This is a genomic window from Pseudomonas sp. PA-5-4B (genome assembly GCF_021606215.1).
In the GTDB taxonomy this organism is placed as follows: Bacteria; Pseudomonadota; Gammaproteobacteria; order Pseudomonadales; family Pseudomonadaceae; genus Aquipseudomonas; species Aquipseudomonas edaphica.
This window is the reverse complement of sequence record NZ_WKDB01000110.1, coordinates 1-14,331: the sequence shown is the minus strand read 5'-3', so window position 1 is coordinate 14,331 and position 14,331 is coordinate 1. Positions and strand designations below refer to the sequence as shown.

Genomic DNA, 14,331 nt, shown 5'->3' with positions numbered 1-14,331 from the left:
CCTTTGAACCTTTGTTTTCGATAAAGAGGTTTTGACCTTCTCGGAGTAAAGACCCAGCCACTCCAATAGTGAGCGGATCGGCAAAGTCGCCATCACTGACCCTAAACACAGATGCGCCGTCTGACTCTACAATAATGGTCCCGGCGGCGTTCCGTGGATTCTCCGAAGGAGACTCCCCTGCCGCCCACGCATTCATCGCCAGCAACATCGACCCAACTAAAATTACAGAAAAGTGCTTATTCATTGTGTTATCACCTTAAGTAGATTGAGACCAACCTGTGTATCTCAATAAAAAACTAACACACCGAAAAACCCACAATCTACTGTCAGAAATAACAGGTCAGCTAATTATTAACGAATAACCCGTCACGTTATAATTCCGATTACACGCGCATTCTGGTTACTCCCCTAAAGCTAGATATTCCTGTTTTCAGTCAGGAATGTGTGACAATGCCCACCACTTTGAGCCAACACCAGAATCAACATGACCGCCCCCAGCACACCCAAACCACCGCGCAAGAAGCCTAAAACCGCAGCCCCGGCCAAGCCCGTCGCGCCGCGCAAAGAGGCTACCTTGCACCCGCGCAACCGCCACACAGGCCGTTACGACTTCCCGGCGCTGATCAAGACCACGCCGGAACTGGCGAAATTCGTGATCATTAACCCGTATGGCAAAGAGAGCATCGACTTCGCCAGCCCGGACGCGGTGCGGGTGTTTAACCGGGCACTGCTTAAATCGTTCTATGGCATCCAGCATTGGGATATCCCGCAGGATTACCTCTGCCCGCCAGTGCCGGGGCGTGCCGACTACGTGCACTTCCTCGCCGACCTGCTGGCCAGCGTCAACGACGGCAAGATTCCGCGCGGCTCTATCGTCAAGGTGCTGGACATCGGCATGGGCGCCAACTGCGTCTACCCGCTGATCGGCTATATGGAGTACCGCTGGAATTTCCTCGGCTCCGAGGTCGACCCAATCGCTGTGGCCGCCGCCAAGGCCATCGTGCAGTCCAATGACCTGAGCAAGGTCATCCAGTTGCGCCAGCAACCCAACCCCAAACAGATCCTGCTGGGCTTGCTGGAGCCGGGTGAGCGCTTTGACCTGACCATGTGCAACCCGCCCTTCCACGCGTCCATGGACGAAGCCACCAAGGGCAGCGAGCGCAAATGGCGCGCCCTGGGCAAGGCCGATCCCAAGCGCAAGCTGCCGGTGCTGAACTTCGGCGGTCAATCGGCGGAGCTGTGGTGTGAAGGCGGCGAAGCGCGTTTTGTGACGCAGCTGATCGCCGAGAGCGCGCATTTTGCCCACAAGGTGCTGTGGTTCAGCACGCTGGTGTCAAAAGCGTCGAACTTGCCCGCGATCGAGACAGCCCTGAAAAAAGCCGGCGTGCTGGAAAGCCAGGTGGTGGAGATGTCCCAGGGGCAGAAGCAAAGCCGTTTTGTGGCCTGGACCTTCCAGACCAAGAACGAGCAGCAGATCTGGCGCCAGCGCTGGGTTCGCGACTGAATCACTGTGGCGAGGGAGCAAGCTCCCTCGCCACACAAAGCACATCACAAATCGCAGGCAACAAAAAACCGTGCCCGGATCGCTCCGAGGCACGGTTTTTTTTGCTGCGTCTTACTTGTTAACAGCGTCGGTCAGGCCTTTGGCCACAACCAGCTTGATAACTTTCTTGGCAGCGATTTCGATGGCAGCGCCAGTCGAAGGGTTACGGCCAGTACGGGCTGGACGCTCGGTCACTTTCAGTTTGCCAACGCCTGGCAGAGTGATTTCGCCGCCGTTTTCCAGCTGATCAGCAACAACTTGGCTCAGTTGGTCCAGCAGAGCGCGCACGGTGGTTTTCGGTGCGTCTACTGCTTCAGCCAGGTCAGCGATCAGTTGGTCTTTAGTAATAGCCATTGTGGTGTTCCTTCCCTATCAAATTCATATGGATTGCAGAGTGCAGTGTCAGCCGTCGAGCCCGACCGTCATGGCCTGGCACCCCAGGCCTACAACCACGGAGATCGGGGTTATAGATGCTTGAAACGGGGATTGGTTCGACCTGACAGATGCTGAATGCACGCTTAACGCCGAGACTTGGCGTAAGACGGGGCAAAACTAGCACAGAGACGGGGAAATATCCGCCTCAACATACCCATTTGGTCAGCTTTATCGCTCTAAACCGTGAAAAAAAGGCATATGGGCCGTCGGAGGTTGTCCAAAACCGCCTTGCAGGCGCGTCTTGGCCAACGGGTGCGGTACACTGGGCGACTTTTTGGGGAGGCCCACCGCTCCCCTTCAACCAGCCGAGAAGCCTATGCCGATCCGTCATTGCATTGTTCACCTGATCGACAAAAAACCCGACGGCACACCTGCAGTTCTGCATGCCCGCGATTCGGAGCTGTCCGAATCGGCCGCCATTGAGAACATGCTGGCCGACCTCAACGAGAGCTACAACGCCAAACAAGGCAAGGCCTGGGGTTTCTTCCATGCCGAGTCCGGCGCGCACCCGTTCAGCGGCTGGTTGAAGGAATATTTCGACGGTGGTCAGGATTTCACCACCTTCAGCCGCACGGCGGTCGAGCACCTGCAAAAGCTGATGGAGGAGTCCAACCTCTCCACCGGCGGCCACGTGCTGTTTGCCCACTATCAACAAGGCATGACCGACTACCTGGCCATCGCCCTGCTGCACCACAGCGAAGGCGTGGCGGTGACCGATGAGCTCGACGTGACCCCGTCGCGCCACCTGGACTTGGGCCAGCTGCACCTGGCGGCGCGCATCAACGTCTCCGAGTGGCAGAACAACAAGCAGTCCAAACAGTACATTTCGTTTATCAAAGGCAAGAACGGCAAGAAGGTTTCGGAGTACTTCCGCGACTTTATCGGCTGCCAGGAGGGCGTCGACGGCCCGGGCGAGACCCGCACCCTGCTCAAGGCCTTCAGCGACTTTGTTGAAAGCGAAGACCTGCCGGACGAATCCGCCCGCGAAAAGACCAAAACCCTGGTGGACTACGCCAGCAGCCAGGCCAAGCTCGGCGAGCCGATGGGCCTGGAAGAGCTGTCGGGCTTGATCGATGAAGATCGGCCAAAAGCGTTCTACGACCATATCCGCAACAAGGACTACGGCCTGTCGCCGGAAATTCCGGCCGACAAGCGCACGCTCAACCAGTTCCGCCGCTTCACCGGCCGCGCCGAAGGCTTGTCCATCAGCTTTGAGGCGCACCTGCTGGGTGACAAGATCGAATACGACGAAGCCGCCGGCACCTTGATCATCAAGGGCCTGCCGACCCAACTGACCGACCAGCTCAAGCGCCGCAACTGATGTTCGGCGGGGTGCTCAAGAAAGTCCTGTTGGTGTTGCTGGTGGTGGTAGTCATCCAGAACTGGGGCAAGATCGAGCGGCTGTTCAACCCCTCACAGGTGGTTTCGGAGCAGGTACGCGCCTCGGCGCGCGTGGTGCTCTACGCCACCGAGTGGTGCGGCTACTGCAAGCAGATCCGGCGCTTTCTGGACCAGAAAGGGGTGCCGTACCAGGCGTTCGATATCGAGAAGGATGCCCAGGCGCGCAAGTCGTATGAGGCGCTGGGCGGCGGCGGGATTCCGTTTGTGGACGTGAATGGCACGCTCATTCGCGACTACAACCCGGAAGCGATCATGGCCGCCTTGAAGTAACCCCACCGTTGCAGCATCCCGCTTGTGTGGGACCTGGTTTGTAGGAGAGCTGGCTTTTGTGGGAGCTGGCTTGCCTGCGATAGCATCAGCGCGCAGTAACCGACAGACCGAGTTGCCTGCATCGCAGGCAAGCCAGCTCCCACAAAAAGCGAGCTCCCACATTCAGTTCTGCAGCGTCTTTAGAAGTTGGCTTCCAGCGACACCATCGCCGTGCGCTCTTCACCGACGTTGTAATACGCCGTACTTGGCGCCAGGCCGTTTACCGGCGCCGAGTTAAACGACACGGTACGCGCCGAGCTCAGGTATTCCTTGTCGAAGACGTTAAGCATCGACAGCCGCAGGGTCGCGGATTTGATGACTTTCTTGTCCACCGGCAAATAGATACCCGCGTTGAGGTCGACCACGGTACGCCCGGAGATTTTTTCGTCGTTGGTCAAATCGCCGTAGAAACTGCCGACGTATTTGCCGGCAACGTTGCCGTAGAAGCGCGAGTCGTCGTAGCCAAACACCAGGTTGAACATGTTTTCCGGCACGTTGGCCAGCTGCTTGCCGGCGGTGGGCAACAACACGTTCTTGCTGAGCAGATTGTCTTTCTGTTCAGACTGGGTGTAGGTGTAGGACGCGTAGTAGTTGAAGTGATGCGGCAACAGCCCGCTCCACTCCAGCTCCAGGCCTTTGTTGTCGACCTTGCCGACGTTGATTACGGCGTAGTCGCCGTTGAGGTCGGTGGTCGACAACTGGCGGTCCTTGAAGCTGATGTAGAACAGCGTCGCGCTCAGCGCCACATCGTCTTCGGTGAAGCGCCAGCCCAGTTCCTGGTTCCAGCTCAACTCAGGCTTGAGGCTTACCGAATCGCCTTTGTTGTACAGCACGTAGTTCGGCGGTGTGCGCATGTTGCGGGTGACGTTGTAGAACGCCTGGTTGCTCTCGTCGATCTGGTACTTGGCGCTGAAGTTCGGCAGGAACTGGTGGTAACGGGTGTTACGCTTTTCCGGTTTGTCGTAGAGGCTGCCCAGGTTGTTGCCGTCACGCTCGACGTACTGATAGGCCACGCCGCCGACAAAACTCAGGTCTGGCGTGGCTTGCCAGCTGTCCTGCACCCAGAGCTTCTGCGCCGGCGTGACGGTGTAGTAATGACGGCCTTGTACCGTCGCGCCGTTCTTGTCGACTACTTGGCCGCCGCCGTTGTAGTCGCCCCACACGTCATCGGGTGCGCCTTCGCCGTTGATGCCGATAAACGGCTGGCTCTGGCGCTGGCGTGCGCGCTCATACCAGTAGCCGTAGTCCAGGCTGTGTTCTTCGTTGATGTCCCATTTCATTTTGGCGGTAACGCCTGGGCGCCAGGTTTCGGTCCACGAAGGGCGGTAGTAGTTGAGCGATTTGAGGTTGCTCAGGTCGTAGTTGCCAGCCTTGTCGGACTTCGGCCCCAGGTTCGACGCGGTCTGGCCGCTGAAACTGCCACCGTTGGCCCAGTAGTAATAGGGCGTGACCGTCAGCGCCAGGTTGTCCTGCAACTGCCAGCGCTGGGTGAGCGTGGCATTCACGCTTTCGAAAGGGTTGCGATTGAGCTTGTAGGAAGACGACAGCAAACCGGATTTGTACACCGGGGTTTCCGAGTAGTCCTTGCGCCGCCCATCCGTGTCGAACTGCGACTTGCTCAAGGAGTTGTAGTTGTAGTTTTCCTGGTTGTTGTACTTGATCGTGGCCAGTGTGGAGTTGCCGCTGCCGTCTTCGAACAGGCTGCTCCACTCGACCTTGTCGCTGCGCAGGGTGCCTTTGCCACGCCACTTGTCGCCTTCCAGGTGCGACGCCGAGACCCAAGTCTTGAGGCCGCCGAAATCACCGGTATTGACCCGCACGAACGTCTTGCGCAAGTCGTTGGCGCCGACGATCTGCTTGGCGAACAATCCGGCCTCTTTGGTCGGCCGGATGGTGATCATGCCGATGTTGCCGCCACTGGAACCGATGTGCGGGCCGTCAGCTTCCGAAGAACCCTGTGTCGCGAATACTTCCGCAAGGTTTTCCGGGTCGCCCAATTGGTTGGAGTAGACGCTGTAGTTGCCCGAATCGTTGATCGGCACACCGTCGACGGAAACCCCGATCTGGTCGGAGTTCATGCCGCGCATGGTGAAGTTGGTGCCGCTGGTGCCACTGGCGTCATCACTGGAAACGTTGATGCCCGGCGTGTATTTGAGCTTATCGATGGCGTTGGCAGTCGACGACATCTGGTCCATGGCTTCCTTGGTCACCGTCGACCGCGCCTTGGCACTTTCTTCGCGGATCATATGGCCGTTGCCCAGGGTCTGTTTACCGGCGATGTCCACCGAGCCAACGTCCTGCGTGGTGTCTGCCAAAACCAATGGCGCAAAGCTACCTAGGCCCGATGCAAACAGCAGGGCAGAGAGTGTGTTGATCTTCACAAGTAGATCCCTTACGTGCATCTATCTGTTGTTATGGAGGGCGGTACTGGCTGTCAGAACCGGGTGAACGGCGACGCCAGCCTTCCTGACCATCTGCTCAGGAATCCGAGGATCATCCTTGGCGCGTGTAACGGTTTGGTGACAGGTTTTGGCAATTGCGATGAAGGTTAAGTGAAGGATCTACAGGCAGCGTGATACCTGGCCTGTAACTGCCGGCAGGAAATGATCGCGAGGGAAACAGTTGGAAAAAAGGTGGCCAGCAAACCGTTCGTGTCTAACGCAACACAATCATTCGGCCTAATAGTGTGTGCTGTTCAAACCCCAGCACCGCCTGCAGGGCATTTAAAACCGCCACTGGGTCCTTGCTCGGAAAGCTGCCACTGACACGCTTGGCGCCCATCTCGTCGTTCAGCAACAGAATGCGCCCCGGATAGTAACGACTCAGGTCCTTGACCACGTCAGCCAACGGCGCTTTGTAGTAATTGAGCCAACCGTCACGCCAGGCCAGGCGGGATTCACTGTCGACCGCGTGCATCGATTCGGCCACACCGTCGGCGTAAGCCACTTGCTGGCCTGCGGTCAGAATTTGCTGTTGGCCTTGCCTGGATGGCGTCACGCCAACCCGACCGGACAACACCGTCACTTGCGCGCCCGCCGGTTGCAGGCGCACTTCGAACTGTGTGCCCAACACCCGCGCTTCACCGCTGCCGGCCTCGACCACAAAGGACTGGCCGGTGTGGGTCACGCTAAAAAAACCGGCACCGCGACGCAGCTGGATATGCCGCTCACCGTGACTGAAATCCACGGCGATGGCGCTGTCGGCATCCAGGGTCACTTGGGACTGGTCGGCCAGGGTCACGGTTTTCACTTCCCCCGGTGCGGTCACGTAATCGGCGCCGAAGTCATCAACCCAACGCGACGGCTGCCACCCGGCGCCCATCGACACCATCACCAGCAGGCACGCGGCCATGGCCAAGGCGCCGGACCAGCGAACGCCGCGCGAACGTTTCGAGGTGTTCATCGCGTTGAGGTAACCCTGCAAGGCCAGGGCGTCTTCGCCCGCCAGTGTGCGCGCCGGTACTTCGCTTAACTCCCACAGCACCTGGGCCTGGGAATAAGCCTCGACGTGGGCAGGATCGGCCCGCAACCAGCGGCTGAAGGTGGCCTGGTCGCCACTGCTGGGCTGGTCGTGCAACAGGCTCAGCCAGTCAAGTGCGGCCTGCTCCTGGGCGGGCGTGGGGGTGACGTTCACGGTGCTTTCCCTGGCGTGCGTGGGGGCGATGGTTCGCGAAGGCTGGCCTTGCAGGCTTCAAGGGCACGCATCATATGTTTTTCCACAGCGCTTTGTGACAACCCCATGGCCTTGGCGATTTCGGCGTACTTGCGGCCATGAATGCGGTTGAGCAAAAAAATCTGCCGCGTGCGCTCCGGCAGGCTGCGCAAGGCGGCTTCGACATGGCGCAGATCATTGCCCGCTTCGAGTGCCGCCTGGGGTTCGCAGCCCTGATTGTCCTGTTGCTCCGGCAGCCAGCCTTCGCTGCTGCGTACGCGGGCGCCTTCGCTGCGCAAATGGTCGATGGCAATGTTGCCGGCGCAGCGCAGCAAGTAAGTGCTGAGTTCTTCGACCTGCACCAACGGGCGGCGCCAGAAGCGCAGGAATAAATCCTGTACCAAATCAGCCGCCGTGGCGCGGCACCCCACCCGGCGACTGACCAAGGCTTCCATTTGCGAACGCTGGGACAAAAACACCTGCAAAAAATGCGCACGTCCACCGGCCGCATCGGTGTGCGGGCTGTCCTGGGATTCGGGTGGCGTGCTGATCATCATCACTGGCTCAGCATAAGGCGAAGGCCGCCACAGGGCTGACCAGCAGGCCGGCGCCCGCCAGAATCAAGACCAGCCTTGGCCGATACGGCAACAGCAACACCAGCAGCAGCGCGCTGAGCATCAACACCGCGCACCACTCCACCAACCCTTGGGCCCAACCTGAAGCGGCGACGGCGGGCCAGATCGACACGCCCAGCAACAACCAACCGGCCATGCGCAGGCTTGAGCGCCGCGCGGGCGACGGCTTGCTGTGCAGCAACTCGCCGTGATGGCGGTCGGTGGCCAGGCACAACGCGGTAAACCCGGCGTAGCACATCAACAGGGCGAGCAGCATTCAGTGCGCCTCCTGCTTGAGCGTCATTGCCCGCACACGTTCGGCCTTGGGTTGCGTGCGGTGTTGCATCTTCCACGCCGCCCAGGTGAGGAACAGGCCACTGGCCAGGCAGGTCAGGTCAAAACCGGCCATGGCCCAATCACCCTTGGCCAATGACGTGCCCAAGTGCTGCGAGGTGGTCAGTGCGTTGAGCAGAGGGATCGCCACAAACAGCAGCGCAGCGAAGCTCAGTTGCTCGACCCAACCTTGACGACCGCGCCGCAACAGGGCGTGCAACAGGCTCAGGCCCCAGGCGATAAAGAAGGTTTGTATTTCCCAGTCGGAACGCTCGGCGAAGCTGACCGGCAACAGGCGGTTGGCCCAGAAAAACGCCGCGATGGCGATCATCAAGCCAGACATGCTGGCGATGTTGAGCACTTCCACCAGCCGCAGTTCAAACGGCATCGCCCCGGTTTTAGCGTGCTTGAGCTGGCGCTTGCCCAGCCAGATCACCAGGCCGGTGCCGATCATCGCCGTGCCCGCCAGACCGCAGATAAAGTACAGCCAGCGCAGCACCGGGCCGGCGAAATGGCCCATGTGCAGGCCATAGAAACTGCCGCCAATCGCCGCCGGCAGCGATTGTTCGCCACTGACCCGCAGCAACTCGCCGGTGGTGCCGCTGAATGACACGCTGCTGCCAAAGTCATGCACCACACGGTCGGAGCCGGCGCGCACCACATTGACCGACGCGTTCACATCGCCAGGGTTGTTAACCACCAAACGGCCCACATGCCCACCGGCCCACTGCGTGCGCGCCTGCTCGTACATCGGCAGTAATGGCAGCAACTTGCCCGGCTGGCCGAGTGCCGGCGCATTGTTGGTATTGGGGAACACTTCATTAAAGAACGCACGGCTGTCGTCGCCATACGAGGCAAGGATCGGCGCAGGCATCACCATGTTCATGAAGATCACCAGGCTGCTGTAGGTGATCATCAGGTGAAACGGCAACACCAGTACACCCACCGCGTTATGCCCGTCGAGCCAGGAGCGCTGGCCCTTGCGTGGGCGGAAGGTGAAGAAGTCCTTGAAGATTTTCTTGTGGGTGATGATCCCGGTGATCAGCGCGACGAACATCACCATCGCGGCGATCGTCGACAGCCAGCGGCCCCATGGGTAAGGCATTTGCAGCTGGAAGTGGAAGCGGTAGAAGAAATCGCCGCCCATGCTTTCGCGAGCCTGGACCGGTTGAGCGCTGACAGGGTCGAGGACTTTCTGGATGAAGCTGCCGCGTTTGCCGGGGTCGATCTTGTCTTGCCACATCACCGACAGGCCAGGGTCACGGCTGTTGGGCAGGGTGATAAACCAGCGCGCGGCGTTGGGCGCCTGTTGCTGCAGATAGGTTTGCGCGGCGGCGAGGCTGCGCGCCGCGTCCAGCGGATGGGCCTGCACTTCGGGCTGCATCCAGTGGGTAATTTCGTCTTTGAAATAGGCCAGGGTGCCGGTCAGAAAAATCGCAAACAGCAGCCAGCCGAAGATCAGGCCGGCCCAGGTGTGCAACCAGGCCATCGCCTGGCGAAAGCCCTCTTTCATGTGCGTGCCATCCAAAAACCCACGCCCGCCAGGGTGGCAAATAACGCGCTCGGCAGCATCACGCCAAACCAGGCGCGCGAGGCTGTGCGGCAGGCGAAGCACCAGATGACGGCGAGCAGATAGAACACAAACGAACTCATCATCCCGGTGATCACCGCGTCGGCGCGCGAGGTGGGCATCCACAGCGCCATACACACGGCCGCCAGCGACGCCATCAGATAGCCGCCGACCACAGCGGCCAATGCACGCGAGGTGACTGCGAGGCGGTAAGAGACGGCCAGTGAGGGTTTGCTTTTCATCGGGGAGACGCCAGATTCATCAGCGCGCAATATTAATGATAAATATTCTCATAAGCAAAAGAGAACGGATGAATCACCTGCCCGCATGGATTGCCGAACGCGTATCACGCCCCTTACAATGCGAACAATTCTTGTTCTCTAAAGTGCATTGATACTTTCGGAGTGAACGCGTTGCAGCCGTCCAACACCGTCGAAGTCCTGTACCACGACCATCACCTCTGGCTTACCGGCTGGTTGCGACGCAAACTCGGCTGCCCGCAAAGCGCGGCGGACCTGGCGCAAGACACCTTCATCCGCGTGCTCACGGCCCGCGAAGCCCCCACGCTGATCGAGCCACGCGCCTTCCTCACCACCGTGGCCAAACGTGTGCTGTTCAACTTCTACCGCCGCCAGGACCTGGAGCGCGCCTACCTCGATGCCCTCGCGCAGATGCCCGAACACGTGGCGCCCTCGGAAGAAGACCGCGCCATCATCCTGCAAACGCTGGTGGAGCTGGACCAACTGCTCGACGGCCTGCCCGTGCAGGTCAAGCGCGCCTTTCTGCTGGCCCAGCTCGACGGCCTGACCTACGCGCAAATCGGCGCCGAACTGGGCATCTCCATTGCCACGGTCAAACGCCATCTGAATAAAGCAGCGATGCGCTGCTACTTCGCCCTATGAACTTTTCTACCCAGGTTGCGGAACAGGCTGTGCACTGGCTGATGAAAATGCAGCAAGGTGCGCTTAACCCGCGCCAGCAAGCGGCGTGGCAGCACTGGCTGAATGCCCACAGTGAACATCAGCGCGCATGGGACCATATCCAACGCGTCAACCAGCGCCTGCGTGGCATGCCCTCGCCTCTCGCTCACGCAGCGCTGAACGCGCCGCAATCGAGTAGCCGACGCCAGGCCCTGAAGCTGTTGCTGATTCTCGGCGCGGGTTCAGCCGCCGCTTGGGGCTTGCGCCAGCAGCATATTTTGCCGCCGCTGAGCGCCGACTACCGCAGCCCTATCGGCGAGCGTCGCAAGGTGCAGCTGGCCGATGGCAGCCAGTTGCAGCTCAATACCGGCAGTGCAGTGGATGTGCATTTTGATCGGCAGCAGCGCCTGATCCGCGTGCTTGAAGGCGAGATATTGCTGACGGCGCGCGCAGGTGATACGCCGCTGCGCGTACTCACCGGCCAGGGTTTGCTCAGCAGCCAGGCGGCCCGGCTGAATGTGCGCCAGTTCAACGACCATACTCAACTGGCGGTGTTTGACGGCCATGTCGACGTGATGCCCAACAGCTACAGCGGTTTGCCGTTGACCGTCGAGGCCGCGCGCCAGGTCAATTTCACCCGCAAAGGCTGGGACACGCCGCGCCCGAACGACGCCAACAGCGGCGCCTGGGCCGACGGCATGCTGGTGGCGGCGCATATGCGCCTGGACGATTTCCTCGCAGAGCTTGGCCGTTATCGCCGGGGCCAGCTCAACTGCGACCCGCAAGTGGCCAACCTGCTGTTGTCCGGCAGTTATCCATTGGCCGACAGCGAACGCATTCTCGACCTGCTGGAAGTCAGCCTGCCGGTCAAGGTGCGGCGCTTTACGCGCTACTGGGTAACCGTTCAGGCCCGCGCCTGAAAAATTATTTTCAAGAACAGTGAGCCGTTTTCCACACCTCGCGTGACAGAGAAGGAAAGCCCCCTTGATCCTTCCTTCTCAGGACCGCACGTCATGCCCCAGCAGCCGACCCCTCTCGCCCGCACCTTGCGCCAACTGTTACTGGGCGCCAGCCTCAGTTTTACCGTACTGCCTCAGGTGGTGGCGGCCGAGGCCAAGCCGTATCACATCGCACCGGCCTCGCTGGAAGCCGCGCTGAATCAATTTGGTCGCGAAGCTGGCGTGTTGATTTCGTTCGGTTCGCAAGTCACGGCCGGCCTGCAGAGCCGTGGTTTGTCGGGCAATTACAGCGCCGACGAAGGCCTGCAAAAACTGCTGGAAGGCACCGGCCTGCAAGCCCGCGCCGAGGGCGACAAGGCCTATAGCCTGCAACCGGCCAGTGCGCCTGCGACCGTGGAGCTGCAAACCTCCAGCGTGGTCGGCGACTGGCTTGGCGACGCCGCGCAAACCAATGTGTTCGAGCACCCCGGCGCCCGTGATGTGATCCGCCGCGAAGAGTTCGAACGCCAAGGCGCCACCCAGGCCCGCGATGTGCTCAACCGCATCCCCGGCGTCAACGCCCCGGAAAACAACGGCACCGGCAGCCATGACATGGCGCTTAACTTTGGTATTCGTGGCCTCAACCCGCGCCTGGCCTCGCGCTCCACCGTGTTGATGGACGGCATTCCGGTGCCGTTCGCGCCCTATGGCCAGCCGCAGTTGTCCTTCGCGCCGATCAGCATGGGCAACATGGACGCCGTAGACGTGGTTCGCGGTGGCGGTGCCGTGCGCTACGGCCCGCAGAACGTGGGCGGCATCGTCAACTTCGTGACCCGTGCAATCCCGGATACGCCGACCGTCAAAGGCGGTTTGCAGACCGAGACCAGCCCGTCCTCCAGCCATGACGGCTTCAAGACCACCGGTAACCTGCTGGCTGGCGGCACTGCCGACAACGGCCTGGGTGGCGCAATCCTGTACTCCGGCACCCGTGGCGGCGACTGGCGCGAAAACAGCAACACGCGCATCGACGACCTGATCCTCAAGGGCAAATACCAGCTGGATGACGCCAACAGCTTCAACGCCATGGCGCAGTACTACGAAGGCCAGGCCGATATGCCCGGCGGCTTGAACGTCAAGGACTACAAGGCGGACCCGTACCAGTCCACCCGCCCCTACGACAAGTTCTGGGGCCGCCGCACGATGTTCAACGCCGGTTACCGTTACCAGGAAGACCGCCGCGAATTCACTGCCAACACCTTCTTCACCACCACCTTGCGTAATGGCTACCTGGACCAGGGCAACTTCCTGTCGTTGTCCCCGCGCGAATACTGGGTACGTGGCCTGGAAACGCGCTTCGCCCAAGGCTTCGATCTTGGCCCTACCAGCCATGAAGTGGGCGTTGGCTACCGCTACATCAGCGAGGCCGGCCATGAGATGCGCTACCGCACGCCGATCAGCGCCAACCAGCAACTGCCCAACACCAACAGCCGCAACGACCGCGACACCCGTGGCGCCACCGAAGCCAACGCGTTCTTCATCGACGACCGCATTGACATCGGCAAGTGGACCATCACCCCGGGCGTGCGCTACGAGATGATCGAGTCCCAGCAGACTAACAACTTGAGCAACGTCAAATACAAAGGCGACTACAACACCGCGCTGCCGGCGTTGAACGTGCTCTATCACCTTACCGAAGACTGGAACCTCTACGCCAACACCGAAGGTTCGTTCGGCAGCGTGCAATACAGCCAGATGCCCAACCGCGTGAGCAGCGGCGAAGTAAAGCCGGAAAAAGCCCGCACCTGGGAACTCGGCACGCGCTACGACAACGGCAGCCTGCGTGCGGAGATCGGCGCGTTCCTGATCAACTTCGACAACCAGTACGACAGCAACCAGACCAACGATACGGTGATCGCCCGTGGCGAAACGCGCCACCAGGGCATCGAGTCGAGCATCAACTACGCCCTCGACGGCTTGAGCCCGGCGCTCGCGGGCTTTGACGTGTACGCCACCTACGCCTATGTGGACGCGACCATCCGCGAAGACGGCCCGAACAAAGGCAACCGCGTGCCCTTCTCGTCCAAGCACAAAGGCACGCTGGGCGTGGGTTACACCGAAGGCCGCTGGAAGCTCAATGTCGACAGCAGCTACCAGAGCAGCCAGTTCGCCGACAACGCCAACACCCAGGCCGAAACTGCCGACGGCGCCAACGGGCGTATCCCCGGCTATATGCTGTTCAGCAGCCGCGCAGCGTATGACTTCGGCCCGCAACTGTCGGACTTGAACGTGGCGGTCGGAGTGAAAAACATCTTCAACAAGCAGTACTTCACGCGCTCGTTCGACGACAACAACAAAGGCAAATATGTAGGCGAGCCTCGCACGGTGTACGTGCAGACCTCCATCGCGTTTTAGGTACCGGCGAGGCTGCGAAGGCGGCGGCACTGGCGAAACATAAGCTGCCTGACCCACCGCTTTCGCAGCCTCGCTAAAGCTCGACAGCTCCCACAGGGGATCGGCTGTGTTGGTTAGATCTCAGTTCGTAGGGCCATCGCGTCATACACAAATCCCGCCAGCGACAAAGATCCAATGTGGGAGCTGTTGAGCCTCAGCGAGGCTG

General features: G+C 60.4%; 14 protein-coding genes. 6 read left to right on the top strand and 8 right to left on the bottom strand.

The window, feature by feature from the left end; all coding sequences use genetic code 11:
- On the bottom strand, nt 1–244 hold a 244-nt coding region (locus tag GIW28_RS29590), incomplete at its 3' end, for a hypothetical protein (protein WP_236490468.1).
- Between the two features lie 240 nt (nt 245–484).
- Between GIW28_RS29590 and rlmF the strand changes: the two genes are divergently transcribed.
- Nucleotides 485–1,504, top strand: coding sequence for a 23S rRNA (adenine(1618)-N(6))-methyltransferase RlmF (gene rlmF, locus GIW28_RS29585; protein WP_069551850.1), 1,020 nt, complete (start codon nt 485–487; stop codon nt 1,502–1,504).
- 111 nt (nt 1,505–1,615) lie between these two features.
- On the opposite strand, the gene GIW28_RS29580 is transcribed toward rlmF, so the two are convergent.
- Nucleotides 1,616–1,897, bottom strand: a complete 282-nt coding sequence (locus tag GIW28_RS29580; RefSeq protein ID WP_003188840.1) for an HU family DNA-binding protein — start codon at nt 1,895–1,897, stop codon at nt 1,616–1,618.
- 397 nt (nt 1,898–2,294) lie between these two features.
- Between GIW28_RS29580 and yejK the strand changes: the two genes are divergently transcribed.
- Nucleotides 2,295–3,299, top strand: coding sequence for a nucleoid-associated protein YejK (gene yejK, locus GIW28_RS29575; protein WP_003171997.1), 1,005 nt, complete (start codon nt 2,295–2,297; stop codon nt 3,297–3,299).
- The gene (locus GIW28_RS29570; protein WP_236447530.1) at nt 3,299–3,649 is read left to right on the top strand and encodes a glutaredoxin family protein; all 351 of its coding nucleotides are present in this window, start codon (nt 3,299–3,301) and stop codon (nt 3,647–3,649) included. Before yejK ends, GIW28_RS29570 begins: the two co-directional genes overlap by 1 nt.
- A gap of 179 nt (nt 3,650–3,828) precedes the next feature.
- Here GIW28_RS29570 and GIW28_RS29565 read toward each other — a convergent pair whose 3' ends face one another.
- From GIW28_RS29565 to GIW28_RS29540, 6 genes are all read right to left on the bottom strand, one after another.
- Nucleotides 3,829–6,069 carry a TonB-dependent receptor gene (locus GIW28_RS29565; protein WP_186616782.1) on the bottom strand — a complete coding sequence of 747 codons (2,241 nt, stop codon included), beginning with the start codon at nt 6,067–6,069 and terminating at the stop codon, nt 3,829–3,831.
- 274 nt (nt 6,070–6,343) lie between these two features.
- On the bottom strand, nt 6,344–7,321 hold the full coding sequence (locus GIW28_RS29560; protein ID WP_138452886.1) for a FecR family protein: 978 nt from the start codon (nt 7,319–7,321) through the stop codon (nt 6,344–6,346).
- The gene (locus GIW28_RS29555; protein ID WP_017135158.1) at nt 7,318–7,896 is read right to left on the bottom strand and encodes an RNA polymerase sigma factor; all 579 of its coding nucleotides are present in this window, start codon (nt 7,894–7,896) and stop codon (nt 7,318–7,320) included. Before GIW28_RS29555 ends, GIW28_RS29560 begins: the two co-directional genes overlap by 4 nt.
- A 7-nt stretch (nt 7,897–7,903) precedes the next feature.
- On the bottom strand, nt 7,904–8,230 hold the full coding sequence (locus tag GIW28_RS29550) for a DUF3325 domain-containing protein (RefSeq protein WP_017135159.1): 327 nt from the start codon (nt 8,228–8,230) through the stop codon (nt 7,904–7,906).
- The gene (locus GIW28_RS29545) at nt 8,231–9,799 is read right to left on the bottom strand and encodes a PepSY-associated TM helix domain-containing protein (protein ID WP_236447531.1); all 1,569 of its coding nucleotides are present in this window, start codon (nt 9,797–9,799) and stop codon (nt 8,231–8,233) included. It abuts the gene before it with no gap.
- Nucleotides 9,796–10,098, bottom strand: coding sequence for a DUF3649 domain-containing protein (locus GIW28_RS29540; RefSeq protein ID WP_026013535.1), 303 nt, complete (start codon nt 10,096–10,098; stop codon nt 9,796–9,798). The genes GIW28_RS29545 and GIW28_RS29540 overlap by 4 nt, the downstream gene beginning before the upstream one ends.
- Before the next feature lie 171 nt (nt 10,099–10,269).
- Between GIW28_RS29540 and GIW28_RS29535 the strand changes: the two genes are divergently transcribed.
- From GIW28_RS29535 to fecA, 3 genes are all read left to right on the top strand, one after another.
- Nucleotides 10,270–10,758 carry a sigma-70 family RNA polymerase sigma factor gene (locus tag GIW28_RS29535; protein ID WP_099548693.1) on the top strand — a complete coding sequence of 163 codons (489 nt, stop codon included), beginning with the start codon at nt 10,270–10,272 and terminating at the stop codon, nt 10,756–10,758.
- Nucleotides 10,755–11,696 carry a FecR domain-containing protein gene (locus tag GIW28_RS29530; protein ID WP_099548470.1) on the top strand — a complete coding sequence of 314 codons (942 nt, stop codon included), beginning with the start codon at nt 10,755–10,757 and terminating at the stop codon, nt 11,694–11,696. Before GIW28_RS29535 ends, GIW28_RS29530 begins: the two co-directional genes overlap by 4 nt.
- Nucleotides 11,697–11,789: 93 nt before the next feature.
- A complete protein-coding gene (gene fecA, locus GIW28_RS29525) occupies nt 11,790–14,126 on the top strand; it encodes a TonB-dependent Fe(3+) dicitrate receptor FecA (RefSeq protein ID WP_170036326.1) in 2,337 nt (778 codons plus the stop codon).
- Nucleotides 14,127–14,331 lie beyond the last annotated feature (205 nt).